General features: G+C 47.7%; 14 protein-coding genes and 3 pseudogenes. 9 read left to right on the top strand and 8 right to left on the bottom strand.

Going from position 1 to position 23,926, the window contains the following annotated elements:
• Window positions 1-52 precede the first annotated feature (52 nt).
• From citM to NSS75_RS04390, 4 genes and pseudogenes are all read right to left on the bottom strand, one after another.
• Window positions 53-1,354: a citrate transporter CitM gene (gene citM / locus NSS75_RS04405; RefSeq protein ID WP_216395051.1), complete on the bottom strand. Its 1,302-nt coding sequence runs from the start codon at window positions 1,352-1,354 to the stop codon at window positions 53-55.
• Between the two features lie 198 nt (window positions 1,355-1,552).
• Window positions 1,553-2,512, bottom strand: a complete 960-nt coding sequence (locus NSS75_RS04400) for a tripartite tricarboxylate transporter substrate binding protein (RefSeq protein ID WP_216395052.1) — start codon at window positions 2,510-2,512, stop codon at window positions 1,553-1,555.
• A gap of 2 nt (window positions 2,513-2,514) precedes the next feature.
• Window positions 2,515-3,195 (bottom strand): response regulator, encoded by a 681-nt coding sequence (locus NSS75_RS04395; protein WP_106021448.1) that lies wholly within the window; start codon window positions 3,193-3,195, stop codon window positions 2,515-2,517.
• Window positions 3,167-4,799 (bottom strand): annotated as a pseudogene (locus NSS75_RS04390) (sensor histidine kinase). The gene NSS75_RS04395 and the pseudogene NSS75_RS04390 overlap by 29 nt, the downstream one beginning before the upstream one ends.
• 234 nt (window positions 4,800-5,033) lie before the next feature.
• Here NSS75_RS04390 and NSS75_RS04385 point away from each other — a divergent pair.
• From NSS75_RS04385 to NSS75_RS04365, 5 genes and pseudogenes are all read left to right on the top strand, one after another.
• Window positions 5,034-6,407 (top strand): glycosyltransferase family 2 protein, encoded by a 1,374-nt coding sequence (locus NSS75_RS04385; RefSeq protein WP_339236156.1) that lies wholly within the window; start codon window positions 5,034-5,036, stop codon window positions 6,405-6,407.
• Window positions 6,404-7,510, top strand: coding sequence for a glycosyltransferase (locus NSS75_RS04380; protein WP_095714414.1), 1,107 nt, complete (start codon window positions 6,404-6,406; stop codon window positions 7,508-7,510). The genes NSS75_RS04385 and NSS75_RS04380 overlap by 4 nt, the downstream gene beginning before the upstream one ends.
• Window positions 7,497-8,204 carry a class I SAM-dependent methyltransferase gene (locus tag NSS75_RS04375; RefSeq protein WP_339236153.1) on the top strand — a complete coding sequence of 236 codons (708 nt, stop codon included), beginning with the start codon at window positions 7,497-7,499 and terminating at the stop codon, window positions 8,202-8,204. Before NSS75_RS04380 ends, NSS75_RS04375 begins: the two co-directional genes overlap by 14 nt.
• Complete coding sequence (locus NSS75_RS04370; RefSeq protein WP_185848182.1) at window positions 8,201-8,872, top strand: glycosyltransferase family protein; 672 nt, start codon at window positions 8,201-8,203, stop codon at window positions 8,870-8,872. The genes NSS75_RS04375 and NSS75_RS04370 overlap by 4 nt, the downstream gene beginning before the upstream one ends.
• A 519-nt stretch (window positions 8,873-9,391) precedes the next feature.
• Window positions 9,392-14,491: pseudogene (locus tag NSS75_RS04365) on the top strand (DUF4573 domain-containing protein); the annotation flags it as partial.
• Between the two features lie 1,508 nt (window positions 14,492-15,999).
• On the opposite strand, the pseudogene NSS75_RS04360 reads toward NSS75_RS04365, so the two are convergent.
• The 4 genes and pseudogenes from NSS75_RS04360 to NSS75_RS04345 form a co-directional block, all read right to left on the bottom strand.
• Window positions 16,000-16,377, bottom strand: a pseudogene (locus tag NSS75_RS04360) (NTTRR-F1 domain); the annotation flags it as partial.
• Between the two features lie 429 nt (window positions 16,378-16,806).
• Window positions 16,807-18,243, bottom strand: a complete 1,437-nt coding sequence (locus tag NSS75_RS04355) for an anion permease (protein WP_024120552.1) — start codon at window positions 18,241-18,243, stop codon at window positions 16,807-16,809.
• Between the two features lie 129 nt (window positions 18,244-18,372).
• Window positions 18,373-19,635, bottom strand: coding sequence for a pectate lyase (locus NSS75_RS04350; RefSeq protein WP_095714410.1), 1,263 nt, complete (start codon window positions 19,633-19,635; stop codon window positions 18,373-18,375).
• Window positions 19,636-19,834: 199 nt separating this feature from the next.
• Window positions 19,835-20,182 (bottom strand): general stress protein, encoded by a 348-nt coding sequence (locus NSS75_RS04345; protein WP_024120550.1) that lies wholly within the window; start codon window positions 20,180-20,182, stop codon window positions 19,835-19,837.
• Between the two features lie 235 nt (window positions 20,183-20,417).
• On the opposite strand from NSS75_RS04345, the gene NSS75_RS04340 reads away from it, so the two are divergent.
• The 4 genes from NSS75_RS04340 (at window position 20,418) to yfmE (ending at window position 23,923) form a co-directional block, all read left to right on the top strand.
• Window positions 20,418-20,786 (top strand): DUF3212 family protein, encoded by a 369-nt coding sequence (locus NSS75_RS04340; RefSeq protein WP_339236149.1) that lies wholly within the window; start codon window positions 20,418-20,420, stop codon window positions 20,784-20,786.
• Window positions 20,787-20,901: 115 nt separating this feature from the next.
• Window positions 20,902-21,852, top strand: a complete 951-nt coding sequence (locus NSS75_RS04335; RefSeq protein WP_213418414.1) for a Fe(3+) dicitrate ABC transporter substrate-binding protein — start codon at window positions 20,902-20,904, stop codon at window positions 21,850-21,852.
• A 71-nt stretch (window positions 21,853-21,923) separates the two neighbouring features.
• On the top strand, window positions 21,924-22,925 hold the full coding sequence (fecD, locus tag NSS75_RS04330; RefSeq protein ID WP_024120546.1) for a Fe(3+) dicitrate ABC transporter permease FecD: 1,002 nt from the start codon (window positions 21,924-21,926) through the stop codon (window positions 22,923-22,925).
• A complete protein-coding gene (gene yfmE / locus NSS75_RS04325) occupies window positions 22,922-23,923 on the top strand; it encodes a Fe(3+)-citrate ABC transporter permease YfmE (RefSeq protein WP_101860588.1) in 1,002 nt (333 codons plus the stop codon). The genes fecD and yfmE overlap by 4 nt, the downstream gene beginning before the upstream one ends.
• The last annotated feature ends 3 nt before the right edge of the window (window positions 23,924-23,926 follow it).

Here is a 23,926-nt window from a genome sequence, read left to right as displayed (position 1 = left end):
GACACCTCCGGTACGTTGTATGCCGTTAGTGTATGTCATTCCGCCTGAATTATCATGCAGAAATCGAAATGGCACCGATCAATAAAGCGGTAACCGTCATGACAATCACGGCGAGAACCGCCCATTTCAAAGCGAATTTTTGATGATCGTCAATTGAGACACCGACAAGCCCGACAAGCAAATGTGTTGATGGCACTAGCGGACTCAGCATATGAATCGGCTGCCCGATAATTGAGGCTCTGGCAATTTCGACTGTATCAACACCGTATGCGACAGCCGTTTCTGATAAAATCGGCAGCACTCCGTAAAAATACGCGTCATTCGGCATGAGAAATGTGAAAATGCCGCTAGTTAATGCTACAATTGCCGGGATCAAGCCGCCCATTTGTTCAGGAATCATCGACACAAGCGAAATCGCCATTTCGTCAACCATTTTGGTGCCTGTTAAAATTCCCGTAAAAACGCCTGCTGCAAAGATCATGGAGCCAATGGCCAGCACGTTGCTTGAATGTGCTGAAATACGCTGTCTCTGATGATCGAGGTTCGGATAATTCACAATGAGTGCAATACAGAATGCGATGACAAACAGCACCGTTAAACTGACTTTGCCTGATACTAAAAATCCTATCAATGAAAGCGTTAACAACAAATTGAACCGCCAAAGCTTCGGCCGCTTCCACTCATCTTCAACCGAAGCGGCTGGTTCGTTGACATCGGCCGGCTGGTTCAGCTCAATCACGCCGAGCCGTTTGCGCTCCGCTTTACCCAGCACATACGCAACTGCGACCATACAAAGCATTCCGCTCGCGATCACAGGGATCATAGGCCCGGTCAGCTCAGCCGGATCAACCCCAAGCGCGCTCGCCGCCCGCGGCGTCGCGCCTCCCCACGGGATCGTATTCATAATCCCCATGCCGACTCCGGCAATTCCCGCCAATATAATCGGCCGGATGCCGAGCAGCAAATAGAGCGGAAGCATCGCGCTTGTTGTAATCATATAGGTTGTTGAACCGTCTCCATCCAATGCAACAAGCATCGTAAGAACCGCTGTCCCGACAACGATTTTTAACGGATCGCCTTTGACCATATTTAATATTTTGGCAACCATCGGATCAAAAAGCCCAGTGTCAATCATGATTCCAAAATATAAAATCGCAAACATAATCATAACAGCCGTCGGCGCCACCTGTTGAATCCCCGAGATCATCATATCGCCAACTTCAGTGAACCCGAAACCGGCTATCAGCGCAAACACAATCGGCGTCAAAACCAATGCGGTCAGGACAGAAAGCCGTTTTGTCATGATCAGTACCATAAACACAAGCATCATAAGAAATCCTAAGATTGCTAACACATTCATTCCCCCTTTAAATGAATCCGCTTACATTTTATCCCCTATTCCCCTTTTGCCTTTTTGTCATCGTATGAGAAAAACGGTCTCAAGTAAATAATTTGGTTTTTTTGTATTTTTAATTTTTTAAAACCGTTTTGTTCTTTTTGGTCATTTCTAAACACAAAAAAAGCATTCCGCCTACGGCAGAATACTTTTTGCTTAATTGCCTGTCATGATGGTTTGATAAAACGCTGATTGTTCTTCAAGAAACCGTTTCGTTTCCTTGCTGTTTAAATAAAAGCTCTCCCAGTCCTGCTCGTTTATTTTCTGCTTCCATTCGGGCGAGGATGTCACCTTTTTTAATGCTTGGTCCCAGTAAGAAATCTCTTCCTCAGACATGTTTTTCGGTCCCAGCACCCCTCTCCAATGAGAGAAGACAAACGGAATGCCCTGCTCTTTCCACGTCGGCACTTTTGGAAAACCGGGCAGCCTTTTATCTGACGTGACGGCGGCTAATGTAATCTCGCCGTTTCGCTCGTACGGCTTGGCTTCTGAAACAGTCATGGAAGCTGCTTCTATCTCATGCCTGATAAGCGCCTGGATCAATTCTTCACTGCTGTCAAACTGTAAAAACTCAATGTCGAAAGGGTCAATCCCATACATATCAGCGGCTCTGACGAACGAGAGCTGATCGTCATTGCCAAGCCCCGGGGAAAAACCGATTTTGACTTTGCCAGGATGCTTCTTGATCTCTTTCAGCACATCCTTTCCGCTTTTCAGCGCCGACCCTTTCGGAAGAGCGACAGTCTGCCATTCCTTAGCGAGAATCGCCAGCGGCGTAAAATCATCAGTTTTTAATTTACTTTGACCGAGCAGGTAATTGCTCAGGATTAAACTGGACATCATACTGATAGTCTTCCTGCCGCTTTGGTTGACATATTTCCAGCCTTTATCGCCTCCGCTCCCGGGCTTATACACAATATGAATCCCGCCTTTCATCAGCTGTTTTTGCCTGAGCACGGATTGAATCGCCTGCGCCGTTACATCCCAGCCCCCGGAAGGCTCGGCAGGCACAACGATCTCAATCGGCCCGTCCGGCAGACGGGGAGCGGCCGCCTTCCGGATGTCACCTTGCATGAAGACCAATAGACAAATGAATATGATCACAAGTTTTTTCATCGCTATTCAGCCGCCAAATAATATTTTCTCTCCGGTCTGCCGATAATCCCGTACTCCAGCTCGGCTCGCGCTTCTTCCTTAGACACAAGATACTCGGCATAGCGGCGGGCTGTTGTTCGTGACGCACCCATTGCTTCTCCAAGTTCTTCCGCTGTCATTCCTCTCCCGGCAGTACACAGCGCCTCTTTAATTTTTTTCAGCGTGATCGGATTGATGCCTGTCGGCAAATCCTCCGCAGTGACAGCTCCCTTAGAGCTGCCCCCAAAAATATGGTCAATCATGGATTGGCTGACCTCCGGCTGAGACAGCAGCACCTGCCTTTTTTCTTTATACTGCAGCAGCACCTGTTTGAACTTGTCAGCCGATACAGGCTTTATCAAATAGTTTGCGATCCCCGCCCGCAGCGCTTCCTGTAAGTGGCGGGTTTCCGTTGCGGCTGTGATGATCATAATATCCACTTCCGGAAACCGTCTCCGTATCTCTGGAATCAATGCTGTTCCGAGCTCGTCCGGCATATAAATATCCAATAGCAGCAAATCAGTTTTGTGTGTCTCCAAAAGCAACATTGTCTCTTTTGCATTGCCCGCTTTGCCGATAATGCTGAATCCATCAAGCTGTTGAATCAATCTCTCATGAATTTGCGCAACCCGAAAATCATCCTCCGCAATCACGATGTGAATCAAATGGATTCCCCCTTTGTCTGTTTCTCCTTCGGTATAAAAACAGTAAATACCGCTCCCCCGCTTTTTTGATTTGTCAGCTCGATCCAGCCTCCCAGCTCACGCACTGACTCTTTTACGTTGGCGAGTCCGTAGCCTCTCTTCATCCCCTTTGAAGAGTAGCCTCTTTCAAACACCGCCTCCATTTTATCAGGCGGCACTCCCAATCCCGTATCGGATACTTCGATAACAATATCCCGTCCGATATCTGTAATAAAACATGAAACCTCCTGTACGCTTTGATCCGCTACAGCTTCGAAAGCGTTATCAATCAAATTGCCGATAATTGTAATGAGATGGGACAAGCCGACATGAGGAGGAAGAGGCCCAAGTGTGCTGTTGTCATCGATCGACAGCTTCACCTTTTTTTCCGATGCTTTGCTCATCTTTCCTAACAAAATCGCCTGCACCTGCTGCGAATGAATATTTTGGAATAAAATATCATGCTGTTCATTTTGGATGGCGTATTCCTCTTTAATCAGTTCAATCGCTTCGTCATATTCACCAAGCTCAAGCAGCCCTAAAATCGCGTATAGCTTATTGGAAAATTCATGAGTCTGAGCGCGCAGGTCCTCTGAGTATTTACGCACCTCTGTCAGCGTGTCAATCAGCTTTTTCAGTTCTGTTTTTTCTCTGAAGCTGATAACGATTCCGTACCTCTGTCCGCCTTGTGTCATGACTTTTGTATTGATAATAAAGACTTGGTCGTTGACACATACCTCCTGATTCGATTGCATTTCTTCCTGCTCAAGCACAGACATCAGTTCTGCTCCCGGCATCACGTCATCAATAGGCACGTTCATCACAGGCTCGGAAAGCTTAAGCATCTCAGCCGCTGATACGTTCATCATCGTCACAATGCCTTCACGGTTGGTGGCGATGATCCCTTCCTTAATCGCCCGCAGCATCGCATTCCGCTCCCGATAAAGAGATGCAATTTCGTGCGGCTCAAGGCCAAGCGTATCCTTTCTGATGCTTTTGGCAAGCGCGGCGGCACCGGCAAATCCAAGCAGCAGCACGAGTACAGCCATGAAGCTTAAGTCTCGCAGATGTCTCTTAATGCCTTGCTCTGTCTTCGTTTGCAGAAAATCAACGGACACGCTGCCGATCACTTGGCTGCGCCCCTTTTGTTCCTCGATAATCGGTGCGCTGCCACGAATCACCCTTTGTCCATCCGTTTTTGTCTCTGAGACGTGAGAGCCTCCAAACAGGATTTCTCTGCTTCTCGTCAGATGCTTATTTCCGCTATTTTCCGAGGCGGTTCGGACCATTCCTTTTTCATCAAGCACATAAATCGCATAAGCGCCGGTCTGTTCTTTCATTTGTTCAATGACCTCCTGCGCCTCGGCAGCTTGCCCGCCTTTCGACACGATAAGCTCCTTTGCCGGCGGCATATAGGAAATCGTTCTCGCCGTCTGTACCGCCAGCTGCTCTGCCTGTTTTCGCCCTTCTTTTGTTTGCTGAACGGCAAACGTGACTGTCAGCACGCCAATCACAAAGATCAGCAGCGCCGCAATCAACCCCATTATTTTTGTTTGCAGAGAAAAATGGAATCGCTTTTTCACCACAGCACCAGCCGTCCTTTCTACCTAGATCATACCATTTTTCGCCCGGTCATTTTCTTATTTTTCAAAATCCATTTCTTTGGTGATCAGAATCTATTATTCAGATCAAGATGTTTCCTTGTCACATTACCAGTGTCCAGTTTTGCTGAACAATCCTTTTTTCATGAAGGAATCATTCCGTCTGAACATTTCAATATACATATAGTATCTGAGTGATATGGTGAAGGGCGGGAGGTTATGGTGAAAACGAGTCTTATTGTGCTGACTTATAATCAATTGGCGCTAACAAAACAATGCTTGGAGAGCATATGGACGCATACCGATGATGACTGTATAGAAGTGATTGTTGTAGATAACGGCTCTCATGACGGGACACAGGACTACCTCAAACAGATCCCTTCAATCAAAACGATTTTTAATGAAACAAACGAAGGGTTTGCGAAAGCCTGCAATCAGGGCCTTGAGGCCGCTTCGGGGGACAATGTTCTTTTTTTAAACAATGATACTGTTGTGACAAGTCATTGGCTGGAGCCGATGATCAAGCTGCTTTATCAAGATGATAAAACCGGCATGGTCGGGCCTGTAAGCAATTATGTCAGCGGGCCTCAGCAAATCTCAGTTGATTACAACAGCTTAGAAGGAATCGAAGCTTTTTCACGGCGCCATTGCATGCAGCAGCGGGGCAAATCAAGAAGCGTTTTAAGGCTGGTCGGATTTTGCCTTCTTGTCAAAAAAGAGGTACTGGACAAAATCGGCGGCTTTGACGAGCGTTTTGGAGGCGGTTCATTTGAGGACGATGATTTGTGCCTTCGCGCTCTGCAGGCAGGATATCAGCTGAAAATCGCCCTTGATTCGTTTGTGCATCATCACGGGCATGCCACGTTTTCCGGAAATCCGGATTTAAGCATCAGCCGATTATATCAGGTCAACCGCCAAACCTTTATAGATAAATGGAAGCACGATGTGACGGCTTTTATTGATCCCCAGCCAGAGCTGACAGCCCTTGTGCCTTCAAAAGCCCGCTCCATCCTGCATATCGGCTGCGGCGCGGGAGCTGCGGGTGCAGAGCTGTTGAACCGGCAAACCTGTACATTGTACGGCATTGAAGAAGATGCATTGCTACGTACAATGGCAAGCGCCTATTATGAACAAGTCACGTCAGCAGATACGGAAACACGCGGCCTTCCTTACCCTGAGGCTTTTTTCGATACCATTTTGATAGGAGACCTTTTGAGCTGCTCGATGCATCCCCGGCGAACGATTGAGGCTCTTGCCGTTTATCTAAAGCCTTCAGGCTCATTGATTTGCAGTATCCCGAATGCAGCTTATGCAGACACGCTTTTCTCATTATTATGCGGAACACCGGCACACACGCATTTCATCACGCCTCAAAACGTAAACACACTATTTCCCGAACACCTTTATGACATAAAATCAACCACCTCTCATTTAGCCGTTCCTGAATCGAACATACAGCTGTTTTTACAAGAAGTTGAATATCTTGCCGGGCAATTTGATTTGCCTTTGGATCACTTATCAAAACATGCTCAGATTGATTACATGTTTGTCCATGCAATGAAGAAAAAACCTGAAGCGGAGGTGGTGATATGATTTCGATCAGTCTATGTATGATCGTGAAAAATGAGGAAGCCGTTATCGGCCGCTGCTTAGATTCTGTGCGCAGGATTGCTGATGAAATGAACATTGTGGATACCGGCTCAGTTGATCAGACGAAAGACATCGCTGCCCGTTATACAGACCGTATCTTTGATTTTGAATGGATAGACGATTTTGCGGCCGCCCGAAATTTTTCGTTTCAGCAGGCAACAGCTGACTATATTTTATGGCTTGATGCCGATGATGTGTTTACCGAGAAGGATCAAGAACTGTTCTTGGATTTAAAAAGAACGCTTGATCCGCATATTGACGCGGTATCAATGAACTATCACCTGGCGTTTGATGAAGAAAACAACGTCACATCCAGCTTAAGAAGATACCGGCTCGTAAAACGGGAAAAGGGCTTTAAGTGGATCGGCGCGGTTCATGAATATTTAGAGGTGTACGGAAACCTCCATCACAGTGACACAGCGGTTTCTCACATGCCTCTTAGCCATGACGCTGACCGAAATCTGCGAATTTATGAAAACATGGCCTCGTCAGGAAAGGATTTTTCGCCAAGAGATTTATTTTACTATGCGAACGAGCTGTGTGATCACGGAAAAATAGAAAAAGCGATAGAATACTATTTGCGTTTTTTGAAAACAAAGCAGGGATGGGTTGAGGATAATATCAGAGCCTGCAATAAATTAGCAGATTGCTATCATTCATTGGGACTGAAGGAAAAAGAATTAAACTGGGTGCTCCACACGCTCGTCTACGGACCTCCCAGAGCGGAAACGTGCTGCAGATTGGGATTCTCTTTTTTAGAAAAAAACGATGTCCAAACCGCTGTCTATTGGTATGAAAAAGCAATAGAAGATAGAGGCTCAGAAAGCTTGGCTTTTCAAAACCGCGCCTGCGCCACCTGGCTGCCTCACTTACAATTAGCCGTCTGCTACGATAAGCTTGGCCAGCATCAGCTTGCCTATCAGCATAATGAATCGGCTTTACAATACCGTCCTCATGATTCAAGAATGCTTGCCAACAAAACATACTTTGAAGAGGTCCTGCAGCAGCAGGCTGGCTCCGGAGGTGAACATCATGGAAATCAATAAAAGGTCACTTGCTGATTCTATGAAAGAATATGAGCGAAAAGATAAAGAGTATTACAAAAGCATCAACCGGCAGCTGTTTGACCTGGTAGAACCCCATGCGAAAACCATTCTTGAGGTCGGATGCGCCGAAGGCCTGTTTGGCGCAGCTGTTAAGGAAAAAATGAATTGCTCCTATTTTGGGGTCGAATCATATCCGCCAGCTGCCGAAAAAGCCGCTCATCACATTGACGAAGTGATAACAGGAGACATCGAAACATTGAAGCTTCCTTTTGAAAAAAACACATTTGATCACGTCATCTTCGGCGATGTATTGGAGCACTTAATAGACCCTTGGACAGTGTTAGCTAACATGAAGCCTTACGTAAAAGAAACAGGGAGCATTTTGGCAAGCATTCCGAATATCGGGCATATCTCAATTTTTGAAAGTCTGCTGACCGGCAAATGGACGTATACACAGGCTGGGCTGCTCGATAAAACACACTTCCGTTTTTTCACCTTGGAAGAAATGAAGAAGATGTTTCATGAAACAGGTTACAAGGTCAGCCAGATCGATCCTATTTCCTTTACGACTCACTATTATGAAAAAATGATCAGCAAACTGGCACATGTCAGAGCAAACATGGGAATTCACCATGCAAATTTCGAGGAGGAAGCCAGAGCCTATCAATATGTCATAAAGGCGCAAAAAAGATGAAACAGCATCTAAATGAAAATTCCATTTGCTTCATTACATGTGTTAATGATGACACCCTTTATGACCTCTGCCTGAGACATATCCAGTCTCTATCAGTGCCGCCGCATATGGAGGTTGAGTTAATTGATATACGAAAGGCTGACAGTATGGCCTCCGGCTACCAGGCGGCAATGCATCAGTCAGACGCAAAATATAAAGTGTATGTCCATCAGGATACATTTATCATTAATCGTTCATTTATTTACGATATCCTTCATGTCTTTCAGCAGAACGATGCGCTTGGCATGATAGGCGTCATAGGAGCTGAAGACGTGCCGCAAAGCGGAATTTGGTGGGAGGCTTCTAAAAAAGCGGGAAAAGTTATTGAATACCGCAGTACGTATAGCTATTTGTCGTTTGATGAGATAGACGGAACCGTGAAAACAGTTGAAGCATTAGACGGTTTATTGCTGGCCACCCAGTACGATCTCCCGTGGCGAAAAGAGATCTTTGACGGCTGGCATTTTTACGATACTTCTCAATGCTTTGAGTTCAGGAAAAAGGGATATCTTGTCGGTATTCCTCATCAAAAAGAGCCATGGGTCATACATGCTTGCGGCAATGAGTTTGATTCTGACCAGTATTCTGATTACCTTAACAAATTTTTATCGGAATATTTTAAAACATGAAAAGGCTTAAGGCTTGAATTGGCACATCAAAAAACCTACTTTTCAAAAGTAGGTTTCTTGATTTTCATTTACTTAAATTTAAAAGCAACTGAAATAGGTGTTCCTATTTAAGAGAATCTGATGGCATTTATATCCATATTCACTACGCTGCTGTTGCTCACATTACTAGCTGCTGTAAAGATTATTCTAACTTCATAAGAAGTCGTGCCTGCGGCAGCTGCAGTATCTACATACGTTGTAGCAATTGGAAATCTTGACGTCGTAGCTACGCTAATATTTCTTTGGGCAGAGCGTGTATCTATCAATACTCCGTTTCGATAAACTCTGATTTGGAACGTAAAGTTCGAGTTAGCTGCCGTTGTCACATCCACAGAAAGGGCAAGATCTAATTTTATTAATTGCCCAGCGACTGTTGGCATATTTAAAGTCCCAATTGATGTTTCAGTACCGTTAACAGCAACTGAAACCGGGCCTATTACCTCATTATAAAACAGCTGCGGATTTGGTCCTGTTGGGCCTGTGGCTCCTGTCGCTCCGGTTGATCCTGTTGATCCTGTGACTCCCGTTGCTCCTGTGACTCCCGTTGCTCCGGTTACTCCGGTTGATCCGGTTACACCAGTTGATCCGGTTACTCCTGTTGATCCAGTTGCTCCTGTTACACCAGTTGATCCGGTTACACCAGTTGATCCGGTTACTCCTGTTGATCCGGTTACTCCTGTTGATCCAGTTGCTCCTGTTACACCAGTTGATCCGGTTACACCAGTTGATCCGGTTACTCCTGTTGATCCGGTTACTCCTGTTGATCCGGTTACTCCTGTTGATCCGGTTACTCCTGTTGCTCCGGTTGATCCGGTTACACCAGTTGATCCGGTTACTCCTGTTGATCCGGTTACTCCAGTTACTCCTGTTTCTCCGGTTGATCCGGTTACTCCAGTTACTCCTGTTGGTCCTGTTTCTCCAGTTACTCCTGTTGATCCGGTTACACCAGTTACACCTGTTGGTCCTGTGACTCCTGTTGGTCCTGTTTCTCCAGTTGCTCCGGTTGCTCCGGTTGATCCTGTTGATCCGGTTACTCCTGTTTCTCCTGTTGATCCGGTTACTCCAGTTACACCTGTTGGTCCTGTTTCTCCAGTTACTCCTGTTGATCCCGTTGCTCCTGTTTCTCCAGTTGCTCCGGTTGGACCTGTTGGTCCTGTCGCTCCGGTTGATCCTGTTTCTCCGGTTACACCTGTTGGTCCAGTCGCTCCGGTTGCTCCGGTTACTCCTGTTTCTCCTGTTGATCCTGTCGCTCCGGTTGATCCCGTTGCACCGGTTGGTCCAGTTACACCTGTTGCTCCGGTTACACCTGTTGCTCCGGTTACACCTGTTGCTCCGGTTACACCAGTTACACCTGTTTCTCCAGTCGCTCCGGTTGATCCTGTTGATCCGGTTGATCCTGTTGCTCCTGTCGCTCCGGTTGATCCGGTTACACCAGTTACACCTGTTACACCAGTTGATCCGGTTACTCCAGTTACACCTGTTGGTCCTGTTTCTCCGGTTGGACCTGTTGGTCCTGTTGCACCTGTTACACCAGTTGATCCGGTTGCTCCGGTTGATCCCGTTGCTCCGGTTGATCCCGTTGCTCCGGTTGATCCTGTGACTCCTGTTGGTCCTGTTGATCCCGTTGCTCCGGTCGCTCCGGTTGATCCAGTAGGACCTGTTGATCCAGTGACTCCGGTTGCTCCGGTTGCTCCTGTTTCTCCAGTTGATCCGGTTACTCCAGTTACTCCTGTTTCTCCGGTTGATCCGGTTACTCCTGTTTCTCCGGTTGGTCCTGTTGGTCCTGTTGGTCCTGTTGGTCCTGTTTCTCCCGTCGCTCCCGTTGCTCCGGTCGCTCCGGTTGCTCCTGTTGATCCGGTTACTCCAGTTACTCCTGTTTCTCCGGTTGATCCGGTTACTCCAGTTGTTCCTGTTGGTCCTGTTGATCCTGTTTCTCCGGTTGCTCCGGTTACTCCTGTTACACCTGTTGGTCCTGTTTCTCCAGTTACTCCTGTTGATCCCGTTGCTCCTGTTACTCCAGTTGCTCCGGTTGGACCTGTTGGTCCTGTTTCCCCGGTTGATCCTGTTACTCCAGTTGCTCCAGTTGCTCCAGTTGCTCCGGTTGGACCTGTTGGTCCTGTCGCTCCGGTTGGACCTGTTTCTCCAGTTACTCCTGTTGATCCGGTTACACCAGTTACACCTGTTGGTCCTGTCGCTCCGGTTGCTCCAGTTGCTCCTGTTACACCAGTTGATCCGGTTGATCCAGTTTCTCCTGTCGCTCCGGTTACTCCTGTTGCTCCAGTTACACCAGTTGCTCCGGTTGATCCAGTAGGACCTGTTGATCCAGTGACTCCCGTTGCTCCGGTTGCTCCTGTTTCTCCAGTTGATCCGGTTACTCCAGTTACTCCAGTTACTCCTGTTTCTCCGGTTGATCCGGTTACTCCAGTTACTCCTGTTTCTCCGGTTGGTCCTGTTGGTCCTGTTGATCCGGTTACTCCAGTTACTCCTGTTTCTCCGGTTGATCCGGTTACTCCAGTTGTTCCTGTTGGTCCTGTTGATCCTGTTTCTCCGGTTGCTCCGGTTACTCCAGTTACACCTGTTGGTCCTGTTTCTCCAGTTACTCCTGTTGATCCCGTTGCTCCTGTTACTCCAGTTGCTCCGGTTGGACCTGTTGGTCCTGTCGCTCCGGTTGGACCTGTTTCTCCGGTTACTCCTGTTGGTCCAGTCGCTCCGGTTACTCCTGTTTCTCCTGTTGATCCTGTCGCTCCGGTTGATCCCGTTACACCGGTTGGTCCAGTTACACCTGTTGCTCCGGTTACACCAGTTACACCTGTTGCTCCAGTCGCTCCGGTTGCTCCTGTTGATCCGGTTGATCCGGTTGATCCTGTTGCTCCTGTCGCTCCGGTTGCTCCGGTTACTCCTGTTTCTCCTGTTGATCCGGTTACACCAGTTACACCTGTTACACCAGTTGATCCGGTTACTCCAGTTACACCTGTTGGTCCTGTTTCTCCGGTTGGTCCTGTTGGTCCTGTTGCTCCTGTTACACCAGTTGATCCGGTTGCACCAGTTTCTCCTGACGATCCTGTTGATCCCGTTGGTCCTGTTGGTCCTGTTGATCCTGTTTCTCCAGTGACTCCGGTTGGTCCTGTTGATCCGGTTACTCCAGTTACTCCTGTTGGTCCTGTTTCTCCAGTTACTCCTGTTGATCCCGTTGCTCCTGTTACTCCTGTTGATCCGGTTGGACCTGTTGGTCCTGTCGCTCCGGTTGGACCTGTTTCTCCGGTTACACCTGTTGATCCAGTCGCTCCGGTTGCTCCGGTTACTCCTGTTTCTCCTGTTGATCCTGTCGCTCCGGTTGATCCCGTTGCACCGGTTGGTCCAGTTACACCTGTTGCTCCGGTTACACCTGTTGCTCCGGTTACACCAGTTACACCTGTTTCTCCTGTCGCTCCGGTTTCTCCTGTTGATCCGGTTGATCCTGTTGCTCCTGTCGCTCCGGTTACTCCAGTTACTCCGGTTGATCCGGTTACACCAGTTACACCTGTTACACCAGTTGATCCGGTTACTCCAGTTACACCTGTTGGTCCTGTTTCTCCAGTTACTCCTGTTGATCCCGTTGCTCCTGTTACTCCAGTTGCTCCAGTTGCTCCAGTTGATCCGGTTGGACCTGTTGGTCCTGTCGCTCCGGTTGGACCTGTTTCTCCAGTTACTCCTGTTGATCCGGTTACACCAGTTACACCTGTTGGTCCTGTCGCTCCGGTTGCTCCAGTTGCTCCTGTTACACCAGTTGATCCGGTTGATCCAGTTTCTCCTGTCGCTCCGGTTACTCCTGTTGCTCCAGTTACACCAGTTGCTCCGGTTGATCCAGTAGGACCTGTTGATCCAGTGACTCCCGTTGCTCCGGTTGCTCCTGTTTCTCCAGTTGATCCGGTTACTCCAGTTACTCCAGTTACTCCTGTTTCTCCGGTTGCTCCGGTTACTCCTGTTTCTCCTGTTTCTCCGGTTGGTCCTGTTGGTCCTGTTTCTCCCGTCGCTCCCGTTGCTCCGGTCGCTCCGGTTGGTCCTGTTGGTCCTGTTTCTCCGGTTGATCCGGTTACTCCAGTTGTTCCTGTTGGTCCTGTTGATCCTGTTTCTCCGGTTGCTCCGGTTACTCCAGTTACACCTGTTGGTCCTGTTTCTCCAGTTACTCCTGTTGATCCCGTTGCTCCTGTTACTCCAGTTGCTCCGGTTGGACCTGTTGGTCCTGTCGCTCCGGTTGGACCTGTTTCTCCGGTTACACCTGTTGGTCCAGTCGCTCCGGTTGCTCCGGTTACTCCTGTTTCTCCTGTTGATCCTGTCGCTCCGGTTGATCCCGTTGCACCGGTTGGTCCAGTTACACCTGTTGATCCGGTTACACCAGTTACACCTGTTTCTCCAGTCGCTCCGGTTGCTCCTGTTGATCCGGTTGATCCTGTTGCTCCTGTCGCTCCGGTTGATCCGGTTACTCCAGTTACTCCGGTTGATCCGGTTACACCAGTTACACCTGTTACACCAGTTGATCCGGTTACTCCAGTTACTCCGGTTGATCCGGTTACACCAGTTACACCTGTTACACCAGTTGATCCGGTTACTCCAGTTACTCCGGTTGATCCGGTTACACCAGTTACACCTGTTACACCAGTTGATCCGGTTACTCCAGTTACTCCGGTTGATCCGGTTACACCAGTTACACCTGTTACACCAGTTGATCCGGTTACTCCAGTTACTCCGGTTGATCCGGTTACACCAGTTACACCTGTTACACCAGTTGATCCGGTTACTCCAGTTACTCCGGTTGATCCGGTTACACCAGTTACACCTGTTACACCAGTTGATCCGGTTACTCCAGTTACTCCGGTTGATCCGGTTACACCAGTTACACCTGTTACACCAGTTGATCCGGTTACTCCAGTTACTCCGGTTGATCCGGTTACACCAGTTACACCTGTTACACCAGTTGATCCGGTTACTCCAGTTACACCTGTTGGTCCTGTTTCTCCGGTTGGTCCTGTTGGTCCTGTTGCACCGGTTGGTCCAGTTACACCAGTTGATCCGGTTGCACCAGTTTCTCCTGACGATCCTGTTGATCCCGTTGGTCCTGTTTCTCCAGTGACTCCGGTTGGTCCTGTTGATCCTGTTGGTCCTGTTGCTCCGGTTGGACCTGTTGGTCCTGTTGATCCCGTTGCTCCTGTTTCTCCGGTTGATCCTGTTGATCCTGTTGGTCCTGTTTCTCCGGTTGCTCCGGTTTCTCCAGTTACTCCTGTTGGTCCTGTTGCTCCGGTTGGTCCTGTTGCTCCGGTTGGTCCTGTTGCTCCGGTTGGACCTGTTGGTCCTGTTGATCCCGTTGCTCCTGTTTCTCCGGTTGATCCTGTTGGTCCTATTTCCCCGGTTGATCCGGTTACTCCAGTTACACCTGTTGGTCCTGTTTCTCCAGTTGCTCCGGTTGGTCCTGTTGCTCCGGTTACACCTGTTGGTCCAGTCGCTCCGGTTGCTCCCGTCGCTCCGGTTTCTCCTGTTGATCCGGTTACTCCAGTTGCTCCGGTTAATCCAGTTTCTCCAGTTGCTCCTGTTGATCCGGTTGGTCCAGTCACTCCGGTTGCTCCCGTTGGACCTGTTGGTCCTGTTTCTCCCGTTGATCCAGTTGCTCCGGTTGCTCCGGTTTCTCCAGTTACTCCTGTTGATCCCGTCACTCCTGTTGCTCCAGTCGCTCCGGTTGCTCCCGTTGATCCGGTTTCTCCGGTTGCTCCAGTCGCTCCGGTTGCTCCAGTCGCTCCGGTTGCTCCCGTTGCTCCAGTCGCTCCGGTTGCTCCAGTCGCTCCGGTTGATCCTGTTGCTCCCGTTGATCCGGTTTCTCCGGTTGCTCCCGTCGCTCCGGTTTCTCCTGTTGATCCGGTTACTCCAGTTGCTCCGGTTAATCCAGTTGCTCCTGTTTCTCCTGTTGCTCCAGTCGCTCCGGTTACTCCAGTTACTCCGGTTGCTCCTGTTGCTCCGGTTACACCTGTTGATCCGGTTGCACCAGTTTCTCCTGTTGGTCCAGTTGCTCCTGTTTCTCCTGTTGCTCCGGTTACACCTGTTGGTCCTGTCGCTCCGGTTGCTCCTGTTGATCCTGTTGCTCCAGTCGCTCCGGTTGGACCTGTTTCTCCGGTTGATCCTGTTGATCCAGTTGCTCCTGTTGCTCCAGTCGCTCCGGTTGGACCTGTTTCTCCGGTTGATCCTGTTGATCCAGTTACTCCTGTTACTCCTGTTGCTCCAGTCGCTCCGGTTGGACCTGTTGGTCCTGTTGCACCTGTTACACCAGTTGATCCGGTTGCACCAGTTTCTCCTGACGATCCTGTTGATCCCGTTGGTCCTGTTGGTCCTGTTTCTCCAGTGACTCCGGTTGATCCTGTTGCTCCGGTCGCTCCGGTTGCTCCTGTTGCTCCGGTTGATCCCGTCACTCCTATTGCACCAGTTTCTCCAGTTGCTCCAGTTGCTCCTGTTACACCAGTTGATCCGGTTGGTCCAGTCGCTCCGGTTGATCCTGTTGATCCGGTTACTCCGGTTACACCTGTTGGTCCAGTCGCTCCGGTTGATCCCGTTGACCCTGTTACTCCTGTTGCTCCGGTTGATCCCGTTGATCCGGTTGGTCCTGTTTCTCCGGTTGGTCCTGTTTCCCCGGTTGATCCGGTTACTCCAGTTACACCTGTTGATCCAGTAGGTCCGGTTGGTCCAGTTGCTCCAGTTACACCTGTTGGTCCTGTTGCTCCGGTTACTCCAGTTACACCTGTTGATCCAGTAGGTCCAGTTGATCCGGTTACTCCAGTCGCTCCGGTTGGTCCTGTTGATCCTGTTGATCCTGTTGATCCTGTTGATCCCGTTAACCCCATTGCTCCAGTTTCTCCCGTCGCCCCCGTTGATCCGATTGCACCAGTTTCTCCCGTTGGTCCGGTTACTCCGGTTGCCCCGGTTGGTCCTGTTGATCCGGTTGGTCCTGTTGATCCCGTTGGACCTGTCGGCCCGGTCGGTCCAGTTGGTCCAATCCCCCCGGTAGACTCTATTAAAGAAACATCATCAATTAGAACAGAACCAAAAGTAGCTTTACTTATTACCACTACTGCATTTACTGCTTCTGAGGGAGGGTCAATTGGTCTATATATTTCATTCCATGTATTAAATGAGACATTTGGCAAATTTCCGGCAGCAATGATCATTTCCTGTCCGCCTTCAATCTGTTCTCCTTCACTGTTAACAAATAGAATTTGTATAGTGACTTGAGGACTTGGATTGTTCCCCATTCGCCCAAGCGAAACAGTAAATATAAGAGATTGTCCAGAAACGATAGGCACGATCTGCCCTAAAAAAGCATAAGGCTGGCTGCTGATAAACTGTGCGGCATATCCTCCAGAATGGGCAAAAGTATTAATAACGGACGTATTTGCAAAAGCCCAGCCCGTCAGATTGCCTGTTTCAAAACCTCCATTTACAATCACATTATTCACTCAACTTCATTCCCCGCCCTCTTTGATTAATTCCAGCTATTATATGCAGGAAAATCATCATCGGTCTGTAAGGTGACTAACCAAAATAAAAAAAGGTGATTGTCCCTTCATCACCTTTTGATAACCTGTAGCCTGAAAAATGCGATTTGCCGCATGTAACTGGATATGCTGCTAGTACGCCGGACATTTCTCACTAGATTAAGCAATCACCTGCCAATCATATTTTCCCGCTTTCTTCTCAGTTCTTTGCTTTTTATACCAACTTTTCATATGCCGGCTACTATAACGAGAGGCATAATCCCGTTTTGTTCTTGCGCTGAAACCCATCCATTATAAACCACCTCATACTCTGTTGCTCACGCCCTAAAGTAATATGATCAAACATAAAAAAAGGCAGACCGCGTCTGCCTTTTTTTCTTTCTACCATATCCCTAATAATTTCCACCATAATCCGCCGATCACAAGCCATGTGACAATATGAACGATCGACAGGATAAATCCGATAGACCACCATTTGCCTTGCGAAATGTAGCCTGCTCCGAAGAAGACCGGAGCCGCTCCAGAACCGTAGTGGGTTGTTGACCCGAACAGATTGCTGAAGAATGCGAGGCTCAGCGCTGCTAAAAGCGGCGGTGCGCCCGCTGCCACGATAACAGCCAAAAATGCTGAATACATCGCACTGATGTGGGCCGTCGCACTTGCAAAGAAGTAGTGAGAGTAATAATACACAACAATTAAAATTAAAAATGCCACAATCCAAGAGAATCCTGATACAGATGATTTCATGGCGTTGCTGAACCAAGAAACCATGCCTAATTCATTCAGGAAGTTGGCCAGCATAACGAGCGCCGCAAACCAAGTGAGCGTATCCCAAGCGCCCTGTTCTTTCTTGATATCATCCCAAGTCAGAACCTGTGATAATAAAAGGACTGACAATCCGATCAGTGCGGTTGTGGTTGCGTCGATGTTGAAGCTGCCGCCAAAAATCCAAAGAGCAAGCACTAAAAGAAACACAATAACCATAGAAAGCTCTGATTTTTTAAATGGCCCCATTTCTTTCAGTTTTTCGGTTGCGATTTTCGCTGCGTCCGGTGTTTCTTTAATTTCCGGCGGATACAGCTTGTAAATCACAAGCGGTGTGATGATTAAGCTTACAAGTCCCGGCACAATCGCGGCAATTGCCCAGCTTGTCCATGTTAAGTCCACCCCTGCGACATCATGGGCCAGCTTGGCAATCAGCGGGTTTGCCGCCATCGCCGTCAGGAACATAGCAGATGTAATCAAGTTTCCCTGAAAACCGGTTTTTAATAAGAAAGCACCGATTTTTCTTTCTGTTCCATCTGCCGGGCTTGATCCGAATGTTTCGGATAATGATCTGATAATAGGAAATATAATGCCTCCTGCACGCGCCGTATTACTTGGAATAGCAGGTGATAATATTAAATCACTGAACAGCAGTGAATAAGAAAGTCCAAGGGTTTTCTTCCCGAATTTCTGAACGAATACATACGAAATTCTCGCACCTAGCCCGGTTTTGATAAATCCCCGGGAAATAAAGAATGCGATGACGATAAGCCAGATGGTCTTATTCCCGAATCCGCTTAATGTATCCTCAATTGATAATGTTCCAGTTAATGCAGTAACCGCCAATGCAAAAATTGCAATTGCACCCATTGGCAAGGGCTTGGAGATAAAGCCGATAATTGTCGCGACGAAAATCGCAAACAAATGCCATGCTTTAGGTTCAAGTCCGGACGGAGCGGGAATAAACCAGATGATTAGTCCCACAGCGACAGTAATAAGCAATGGAACAAGCTTTACTGCTGACTGTTTTCCTGCGTCTTTTTCTGAAGCCATAAATAGGTCTCCTCCTATATACTTGTTTTCCGATCCCCTTTTTCATTCTACTCCTTAACTAAGTTAATAAACATTTTAATTAATTAAAAAACACAAAGGTGAGCAGCCCTTTGTGTTTTTTTTCATTTCTTAATTTAGTTTACCCGCGCCCGCTTGAGATATAACATTTGACTTCACATTCGCGGAAGCATCAATTGATCCGTGCAGAGATGGTGTCCATCCGACAGAAGAGCTCAGCCCGTTTGCAGCCGATGCGTTGATCTGCGTACCGTTCAGCAATGTGCCGGAATCATATAAAGCCGTTCCCCCGCTGAATACGCTGATCGTTTTAGCAGCAGTCAATCCCGGAACGTCAATGGCATTGTTTTGCGCATAAATTTTAGATGATTTTCCAATTCCCCACGCATAGCTAAAGGCATAATCTGATGAGTTTTTATTGCCTTCATAATAGTTGTTGTAAACGTGTACCTGTCCAAAACGGACTCTCGGTGCGCGCTGAACGATATTTTTGTAGCGGTTATGATGCAGTGTGATTTTTAATTTGCCGTCGTCGGAAGTTTTGCTATCGCTTGATCCGAAAATGGAGCTTTTATCATGATCGTGATAAAAGTTATAAGACATTGTAATGTAGTTAGCGCCGTTAGAGGCATCAGTTTGGCCGTCATGGTGCTGATATTCTCTTCCAAAATACTTTGGAGAGGTGCTGTCTGGACGCGAACCGTCATTAAAGGTACAGTGATCGATCCATACATGTGTACCGCCGTTTATTGTGATGTTGTCATATTGAGAATTCCAGTTTCCTGAACTTCCGTCAGTCGGATCCCATTGCGGGAAATAGTCATATGCGTCTTGGAATTCGATATTGCGGATAATAACGTTATCGCTCTTGATCTGGAAGTTTCCGCCCAGAACTTTAGCATTTGACCCTGAACCGACGATCGTCGTATTTGCAGGGATATCCACCATCACGCGTGCCTTTTGGTTTTTCTGTGAACGTGCTCTGGCCTCTTCCTGTGTTCCGGATGGCTCTTTTTTGCCCCATGTGCTTGGGTCATAGGCTTTCAAATATTTGTTCAAATCGTACTCTGGATCTTTATAATCATTCAGACCAAGCGGCTTCAGATTGTCATCGACATTCATGTCAATCGTTCCCTTGATATAAATGATTTTTGGCGTTGTGTTGGTGTCCTTGCCCAAAGCCGAAACGAGCTGATTTCTGTTGCTGACTGTATACACGTGGGATGACGAGGCTTTTGATCCGCCTGTCGTGCCGGTCGAGTACGCTCCCCAGCCATCATTTGACCCTAACGTCTGATGGCCCAAATCCGCTGCGTTCGCCCCAACCGGAGTCAAGCCTAATAACAAAGCCGTGGCTAACATCACTTTTTTCATTCAGTAAGAACCCCCATTTTCTATTTTGTGAGAATTTGTTCCATATTCTCACAAAAAACATAATAGCAAATTCATGGGGATCCATAACCGAAAATGTACGGCTTTTTATTGCGGCATCCTGCAAAAAAACACCGCAAAAACCGCAAATATAAAAAACCCCAAAAGGACGATAATCGCCTTTTGGGGCTACATTCCTGCATTATGCCCAAGATTTTACTTTTTCGTTGTCTGTCACAAAGAGAAGCACTTTCCCTTCATCGAGCCGTTTTTCAAACTGAGCCGCTTCGTCTTCTGAAAAACCGATTTCGTGGATTTTATTGCGAAGCTCGTCTCCTTTTTTATTAAATATGTTCCCTACCGCATGTTTGAAACCTGTTTCTTTGGCTCCGATCGTGTTGGCATTCGTGTTGTCTGCCAGTCGTTCCGTTCTGTCATCGTCGTGAGCTAAGACGTATACATCCTCTTTTGCGACACCCATTTGCTGTAATTCTTCTACATCCTTCATGAGCTGTTCGTCGTTTGTATACTCTCTTACAACTGGTTTCATATCCAATTCCTCCTTCATCATGTCTATGTTATATTCATACCCGATCCTTTTTCTATGAAACAGCATCCAGAGCATTGGGCACAAAAACAGGAAGAATGGTAGTAGATATTTCATTTCTAACCATGGTAAAGTGATAGAACGAGAGTATTTTCAGAATAGTCAAAATCAAAACCGCTGCACGGGGCGCCCGAACATGAATCGCCATTTTTATCCGTACAAGCAGGAGGTATGTCCAATGCAATACTTTTCACCAGAACAGCAATACAATGCGTGGGTTGTGAGTGATTTAGTAAAACAGGTCTTCCATCAGCGTGTCGGCTATTCAGCCGGCATTCACCAGCTTGCCATCTTTGCCGAAGAAACATTTCACATCGATATTGACTTTGTTTTCTCTATTGTCATGAATATCGGAGACATTGAATTTGCGCTCTCTGAAGAAATCGAAAGAAAATTGTCCGGCTATCTCAGCGTTCTTTTTCCCCATGTCAGCAGAGATATGCTTGAAGCCTCTAAAGCCAACGCCAGTTCGTTTTTATCCCACAGACACGGCGATGCTGTGTACGATTTATTTGTGCCATATGACCCATACATCAAAAAAACATAAAGCAGCCGCTTCTGTTTCTTTATTTAAAAAATATTGACATAGGAAGCCATGCTATTATAGTGTTTATTTGTGATAATGATTCTCATTATTAAATTCAGAAAAAAGGAAGAAAACAATGCGCACCTATCCTAACAAGTTTATTGCCATCATCAGTGTTTTATTAATCGCTTGTTTCATTATATCCGGCTGTTCATCAAGTCAAGATAACAGCGGCAGCAAAGCCGGAAGCAAATCTAAGGATTCAAGAGTCATTCAGCACGAAGACGGGAAAACAACAGTGACCGGCACACCTAAAAAAGTCGTTGTGCTTGAGCTTTCATTCCTGGATGCTGTTTACAACCTCGGCATCACACCGGTAGGCATCGCCGATGACAACAAAAAAGACATGATTCAAAAGCTGGTCGGCAGCTCGATTGATTATACATCAGTAGGCACGCGAAGCGAACCGAATCTTGAGGTCATCAGCTCCTTGAAGCCTGATTTAATCATCGCTGACGCTGAACGCCATAAAAACATTTACAAACAGCTGAAACGAATCGCACCGACCATTGAATTGAAAAGCCGGGAAGCGACTTATGATGAAACAATCGACAGCTTCAAAACCATTTCTAAAGCATTAAATAAAGAAAAAGAAGGAAAAGAAAAGCTCGCCGACCATACAAAGGTCATTGACGATCTGAAAGCGGAGCTTCCGAAAGATGAAGACCGCAGCATCGTTCTCGGCGTGGCAAGAGCCGATTCCTTCCAGCTTCATACGTCATCTTCTTATGACGGAGAAATCTTCAGCATGCTCGGCTTTACGCACGCCGTGAAGTCAGATAACGCGTATCAAGAGGTCAGCCTCGAGCAGTTAAGCAAAATCGATCCTGATATTTTGTTTATTTCAGCCAACGAGGGTAAAACAATCGTAGATGAGTGGAAAAAGAATCCGCTTTGGAAAAACCTAAAAGCGGTGAAAAACGGACAAATCTACGATGCAGACCGCGACATTTGGACAAGATTCAGAGGAATCAAGTCCAGTGAAACAAGCGCCAAAGACGTGCTCAAAAAAGTGTATAATAAGTAGGACAAAAGAGAAGCGAGGAGAATCCTTGCTTCTTCGTTTTTGCAAACAGACGCAGCAAGGAAGTGAGACTGTTGTATTACTCAGCCAAACGGCGCTCATCATCAAGATTGATGGTTTTTATCATTGCACTGATCATCCTTATTTTCGGGCTTGGGCTGAATCTCTCAGTAGGCGCCTCAGACATCGGCATCATTGATGCTTTGACATATCTTTTTGTATGGGACGGATCAAAAGAACAGCTTATCATCTCTACTCTTCGCCTCCCCCGCACATTAATCGGCGTTTTCGTCGGCGCCAGCCTGGCTGTAGCAGGGGCACTGATGCAGGCCATGACAAGAAACCCTCTGGCTTCACCTCAAATTTTCGGTGTGAATGCGGGTGCATCGCTGTTTGTCGTTGCTTCTCTCGTCATTCTGCCGGCGTCGTCCTACTCTTCGGTTGTGTTCGCTTTTGCAGGTGCGGCGGCAGGCGGCGCAATTGTGTATATGATTGCCTCTTCCGGCGGAATGACACCTGTCAAACTGGCGCTGTCAGGAATGGCGGTGCATTTGTTCCTGTCCTCCATGACACAGGCGATTATTATTTTAAATGAATCGGGAGAGGATGTGCTGTATTGGATGACGGGTGCGATTGACGGCAGCAATTGGCAGGACGTCATGACCATTGCCCCGTTTTCTGTCATCGGCATTGGACTTGCCCTTGTGTTTTCAGGTCCCGTTTCTGTTCTCGGTCTTGGTGATGAAACCGCAAAAGGACTCGGGCAAAACATGAACGGCATGCGGATTCTGATCAGCTTTATCATTTTAATTCTATCGGGCGCTTCTGTGGCGGTTGCCGGCCCAATCGGCTTTGTCGGGCTGCTCGTCCCGCATATCGTCCGCAAGCTGATCGGAGAAAATTATAAGTATGTGCTGCCTTTTTCGGCGCTATTCGGCGCCATCTTATTGGTGTACGCAGATGTCCTGGCCAGATGGATTGCATTCCCTTATGAATCCCCGGTCGGCATTGTCACCGCCATTATCGGCACACCATTTTTCTTATATTTAGCAAGGAAAGGGCGAAATCTGAAATGAAGAAATCAACCAGAAAACAAAAACGCCCCTTGCTGGCCATCCTTATATTGGCTGTCATCTTGCTAGTGCTGTCCGTGATCAGCATCGGCTTCGGGGCATTGTATATTTCACCTGATGCGGTGGTTACGAATCTGTTAGGGATGGATCATTCCTTCGAGTTTATTATTCAGCAGTACCGGCTCCCCCGCATTATACTGGCGATTCTGGCAGGCGCCGGGCTTGCCGCTGCCGGAGCCATTTTGCAGGGTGTCATCCGAAATCCCCTTGCGTCTCCGGACGTTGTCGGAATTTCAAAAGGGTCCGGACTGGCCGCCATGGCCGTTATTCTCATTTTTCCTGAGTCTCCGGTCTATGTGCTGCCGTTCTCCGCATTTGCCGGAGCAGCCATTATTGCTGTAGTATTATTAATGATAGCCCGCAAAAAAAGCATTCAGCCCTCTTCATTGGCTTTATCAGGCATTGCCTTAGGCGCGGTCTGCCACGCCGGCATGCAATATATGATGGTCAAATTTCCGGGGGACGTTAATGCAGCGCTCATTTGGCTGACAGGCAGCCTCTGGGGGAGAAACTGGGAAGAAGTTAAGCTCCTTGCGCCATGGCTGCTTGTCCTTTTGCCGATTGTCTGCATCCTCATTCCGAAGCTGGATCTGATGTCACTCGGAGATGAGCTAGCGCAGGGTCTCGGCGAAAATGCAAACAGGCTGAGATTCATCCTGATTTTCACCGCAGTTGCACTGGCGGGGAGCTGTGTAGCCGTCGTCGGATCAATCGGTTTTATCGGGCTGCTTGCTCCGCATATCGCCAGAAGGCTTGCCGGAGAAAAAGCTAAATATTTACTGCCTGCATCGGCATTAATCGGTGCTATTATATTACTAATCGCAGATACATTAGGACGCGGCATCATGCCTCCGGTTGAGATACCAGCCGGAATATTGACAGCTGTGATCGGCGCGCCTTATTTTTTATATTTATTGAAATTCGAAGCGAGGAAACAGTAGGGA

This window comes from Bacillus sp. FSL K6-1012 (assembly GCF_037964915.1).
GTDB lineage: Bacteria > Bacillota > Bacilli > Bacillales > Bacillaceae > Bacillus > Bacillus halotolerans.
This window is presented reverse-complemented; position numbering and strand designations above follow the sequence as displayed.

Coding starts and splice junctions, on each gene's coding strand:
- NSS75_RS04355 (WP_024120552.1), bottom strand. CDS start 18,243: ATGGCTTCAGAAAAAGACGCAGGAAAACAGTCAGCAGTAAAGCTTGTT.
- NSS75_RS04345 (WP_024120550.1), bottom strand. CDS start 20,182: ATGAAACCAGTTGTAAGAGAGTATACAAACGACGAACAGCTCATGAAG.
- NSS75_RS04335 (WP_213418414.1), top strand. CDS start 20,902: ATGCGCACCTATCCTAACAAGTTTATTGCCATCATCAGTGTTTTATTA.
- NSS75_RS04340 (WP_339236149.1), top strand. CDS start 20,418: ATGCAATACTTTTCACCAGAACAGCAATACAATGCGTGGGTTGTGAGT.
- NSS75_RS04385 (WP_339236156.1), top strand. CDS start 5,034: ATGGTGAAAACGAGTCTTATTGTGCTGACTTATAATCAATTGGCGCTA.
- NSS75_RS04400 (WP_216395052.1), bottom strand. CDS start 2,512: ATGAAAAAACTTGTGATCATATTCATTTGTCTATTGGTCTTCATGCAA.
- NSS75_RS04375 (WP_339236153.1), top strand. CDS start 7,497: ATGGAAATCAATAAAAGGTCACTTGCTGATTCTATGAAAGAATATGAG.
- NSS75_RS04350 (WP_095714410.1), bottom strand. CDS start 19,635: ATGAAAAAAGTGATGTTAGCCACGGCTTTGTTATTAGGCTTGACTCCG.
- NSS75_RS04370 (WP_185848182.1), top strand. CDS start 8,201: ATGAAACAGCATCTAAATGAAAATTCCATTTGCTTCATTACATGTGTT.
- yfmE (WP_101860588.1), top strand. CDS start 22,922: ATGAAGAAATCAACCAGAAAACAAAAACGCCCCTTGCTGGCCATCCTT.
- NSS75_RS04380 (WP_095714414.1), top strand. CDS start 6,404: ATGATTTCGATCAGTCTATGTATGATCGTGAAAAATGAGGAAGCCGTT.